This is a genomic window from Cellulomonas pasadenensis, assembly GCF_047229365.1.
In the GTDB taxonomy this organism is placed as follows: Bacteria; Actinomycetota; Actinomycetes; order Actinomycetales; family Cellulomonadaceae; genus Cellulomonas.
In genome coordinates, this window is record NZ_JBFTEP010000207.1 from 1 (window position 1) to 4,152 (window position 4,152).

Consider the following 4,152-nt stretch of genomic DNA (forward strand, 5'->3'; position numbering starts at 1 on the left):
CCTCGGTCGAGGAGGCCGTCGAGGGCGCCGACGTCGTGCTCGTCCTGACCGAGTGGGACGAGTTCCTCACCGCCGACGCCGCCCGCCTGGCGCCGCTGGCGCACCAGGCCAAGGTCATCGACGCCCGCGGCAAGCTCTCCGCGAAGGCCTGGCGCGAGGCCGGCTGGCAGTTCACCGGTCTCGGGCGCACCGCCGCCTGAGCCAGCACCACCCGCACGACCGCGACGCGCGCGGTCCGGCCCTTCCCCCGGGGGCCGGGCCGCGCGCTTCGTCGTCCCCGGGGCGAGCGTGTGCCGCGCGCGCCCCGGGGGCGGCGTGACCGCCCCGTGAGACGTCCGTCACTTCACCCGCGACGTCATGGACATCCTGGACATCCGTCGCAATCCACGCTGACCTGCAGGATGACCCGATTCATCCCGTTTGGCCAGGTCAGATGTCCAGTATGACCGTTCACACCGAATTTTCCTGAATGGCTTTCGCGTCACCCGTCCGGGCGTGCAAGGTGTGGTCCACCGATCGGTGGCACCGCATCCAGCGGTGCTCGGCACACGACGAACGACAGCCCGGGTAGCTCCCGTGCCACGCCGTGGCCCGCCGGTCACTACGGCCTCGAGGCCGTCGACTGCAGGCATCGGGTCGAGCCTCCGGCCCCCGCTCCTGCTGCGCGCCGATGACGCCGTCCAGCTCATCCGCTACCGGCCACGCCAGGAGACCCATGTTCATCTTCATCCTCCAGCTACGGCACATGCTCGAGGGTCAGAACGAGATCTACCTCTTCGCCGTCTTCTCGACGCTCGTCTGGGCGCTGTGGATCCTCAAGGTCGTCCTGTCGCGGCGGTACCGCCCCGCGACGGCGCCCTACGAGGTCAGCACGTCCGTCGTCGTCCCGGTCGTCGACGAACCCCTCGACCTGTTCCGCGACGTGCTGCGTCGCATCGTCGACCAGCGTCCCGACGAGGTCATCGTCGTGATCAACGGCGCCCCGAACCCCGGCCTCGAGCAGGTCTGCGACGAGTTCGGGCCGCTGGTCCGGCGCGTCCACACGCCGGTCCCGGGCAAGCGCAACGCCGTCCGGATCGGCACCCAGATGTCCCGCGGCGAGATCACCGTCCTCGTCGACTCGGACACCGTGTGGACCGACAACACCCTGTCCGAGCTCGTGAAGCCGTTCGCGGACGCGTCCGTCGGCGGCGTCACCACGCGCCAGCGGATCCTGGAGCCGACGCGCTCCTGGATCACGCGCTGGGCCGACTGGCTCGAGAACACGAGAGCGCTCTACTCGATGCCGGCGCAGTCCGTCCTGGGGCAGGTCGGCTGCCTGCCGGGCCGCACCATCGCGTTCCGCCGGCGGATCCTCATGCAGGTCATGGACGCGTTCATGCACGAGAAGTTCCTCGGCGTGTTCCTCGAGGTGTCCGACGACCGGACCCTGACGAACCTCACGCTCAAGGCCGGGTACCGGACCGTGTACCAGTACACGAGCCTCGTCTACACGGACGCCCCGACGAAGGTGCGCAAGCTCGCGAAGCAGCAGCTCCGCTGGGCACGCGGCAGCCAGTACAACACCCTGCGCATGCTGCCCTGGATGGTCGGGCACGCCCCGGTGCTGGCGGTCTTCTTCATCACCGACATCCTGCTGCCGTTCCTGCTCTTCGGGACGATCGCGGGCTGGATCTACCGCGGCGCCTCCGGCACGGGCGTCAACCTGTACCAGGCGATCCTCGAGAGCACGACGCAGCTGCAGGGCTGGGCGTGGGTCATCGCGCTCATGGTCGTCTCGTCCGTGCTGTCGATGGCGATCCGGCAGATCCGGCACCTGCAGGAGAAGCCCTCGGACTTCTTCCGCCTGCCGCTGTTCATCATCGTCTCGACGCTGTTCCTCATGCCGATCCGGCTCCTCGGGTTCTTCCGGATGGCGCACGTCGCCGGCTGGGGCACCCGCGCCGGTGCCTACTCGGCGGGGCAGTCGGAGGCCGGCACGCCGGACCTCATGGCCGAGCTCGAGAGCGTCCCGGAGGACGACGCGCCCGTCGACCTGGTCGACCGGACGCCCCCGGGCGGCATGCCCGTCGTCGCGGGCGCCGTCACCGGCGCACGGCCCGACGGCACGAGCACCGGCACGGCGCGGCTCGCGCTGCGCACGCGCGCACGTCAACGGGCCCAGGTCCGCGGTGCGCTGCCGGTGCCACGCCGGCGGCCGAACCCCCTCGCCCTCGTCCCCTACGCGATCGGACTCGTGATGTTCGCCCTCATGGCGGTGTTCTATGTCTGAGCCCACGAGCACGCCCACCACGAAGCACTGGTGGACCCTGACCGGACGCCTCGGCGTCGCCTCCCGGCTCGGCGCCCTCGTCGTCGCCCTCGCGCTCGGCGCGGTGAGCGGCATCGTGTGGCTGTCGCCGTCGGCGGGCGCCCCGACCGCGGAGAAGAGCGAGCTGGAGAAGCAGCTCGAGCTGGAGAACGCCGACCTGCGCGCCGTCCTCGCCGACCGCGAGGACGAGCTGGCCGCCCTCGAGCGGTCGCAGGAGAAGGCGCGCACCGAGCGGGCCGGCGCCGCCGAGCGGGGCCGCGAGAAGGGTGCCGCCGAGAAGGCGGCCGCCCGGGCCGCGGAGGAGCGGGGCGAGCAGAAGGCGGCGGCGGAGAAGGCCGCCGCCGCCGAGCGGGGCAAGCAGAAGGCGGCCGCCGAGAAGGCCGCCGCCGGCACGAAGGGCAAGCAGCGCGCCGCCCAGGAGCGGCTCGCCGCGGACCGCCGCGCCGCCCAGAAGGCGTCGCTCGAGCGCGAGCTCGCCCGCGTGAAGGGGGCGGCCGACGCCGCCCGCGCCGCCGCGGCCGAGGCCGCCGCCCGGGCCGCCGCCGAGAAGGCGCGCGGGGACGACCTGAGCCACCAGGTCAACAACCCGGCACCGCGCCCGCCGGCGCCGCCGAAGCCGCGTCCCGTGACGCCGACGCTCGACCAGCTCCGCACGCCGCAGGACCGGTACTTCGGCCTCTACACCAACCAGTCGCCGTTCAACTGGGCGGAGTTCGACGACATCACGCGCAAGGTCGGCGCCACCCCCGACATGTCGGGGTACTTCCAGGGCTGGGACGGCGACTTCCGTCCCGACGCGGTCACGCGCTCCTGGGAGAAGGGCATGCTCCCGCTGCTCACGTGGGAGTCCCGCCCGATGCTGGCGGCGAACGACCAGGCGGTCGACCCGAACTACTCGCTGCCCGTCATCATCAACGGCAAGTACGACGACTACCTGCGCAAGTACGCCCGCGACGTCGCCGCGCACGGCATGCCGCTGGCGATCCGCCTCAACCACGAGATGAACGGGTCCTGGTACCCGTGGGGCGAGCGCGAGTGGGGCGGCGGCCCGCTCAACGGCAACCGCAAGGGCGACTTCGTCAAGATGTGGCGCCACGTGCACGACATCTTCGAGGAGGAGGGTGCCAACGAGTTCGTGCTGTGGGTGTGGGCGCCGAACATCGTCAACGCGCTGCCGGACTACGGCAAGTACTCCTCCTGGTACATGAAGTCGCTCTACCCGGGCGACGAGTACGTCGACTGGGTCGGCCTGTCGGGCTACTTCCGCCCGCCGTACCGCGCCGACCAGACGCCCACCTTCTCGTACACGTACGACCGCTCGCTCAACCAGCTGCGGGAGTTCACGAAGAAGCCGATCCTCCTCGCGGAGATCGGGGCGTCCGAGATCGGCAACCAGAAACCGCTGTGGGTGTCCGACCTGTTCGCCGGGCTCGCCCGGCCGGAGAACCAGGACATCATCGGCATCGCGTGGTTCCACCACACGGTGACGACGATCAGCGGCGGTCAGCGCGTCACGAACGACTGGCGCATCAACTCCCGCCGGGACTCGCTCGACGCGTTCATCAAGGGCATCCACGACCCGGCCGCCCGGTTCGGGTACCCGCCGCTCGAGACGCCGCTCGCCGCAGCCGGGGCGGAGGCCGCAGCGGCCGCCGTCCCGGAGCCGGCGGCCGGTGGGACCGGCCCGGCGCCCACGCCGGTGCAGGGGCCGCCGACGCCCGTGCCGTCGCCGACGATCACGTCGCCGTCGACACCGGTGGCGGTGCCGTCCCCGACCGCCGCGCCGGAGGCCGCCCCGGCCCCCGCGCCGGACCCCGCCCCCGGTCGCTTAAAAACATAGA

Annotated in this window: 3 protein-coding genes; all 3 read left to right on the forward strand. The window is 71.8% G+C overall.

The window, feature by feature from the left end; all coding sequences use genetic code 11:
* A partial coding sequence (locus AB6N23_RS17535; RefSeq protein ID WP_412867253.1) for a UDP binding domain-containing protein occupies positions 1–200 on the forward strand: 200 nt, incomplete at its 5' end.
* Between the two features lie 515 nt (positions 201–715).
* Positions 716–2,272, forward strand: a complete 1,557-nt coding sequence (locus AB6N23_RS17540) for a glycosyltransferase (protein WP_412867254.1) — start codon at positions 716–718, stop codon at positions 2,270–2,272.
* Positions 2,265–4,151 (forward strand): glycosyl hydrolase, encoded by a 1,887-nt coding sequence (locus tag AB6N23_RS17545; RefSeq protein WP_412867255.1) that lies wholly within the window; start codon positions 2,265–2,267, stop codon positions 4,149–4,151. The genes AB6N23_RS17540 and AB6N23_RS17545 overlap by 8 nt, the downstream gene beginning before the upstream one ends.
* Position 4,152: the final 1 nt, after the last annotated feature.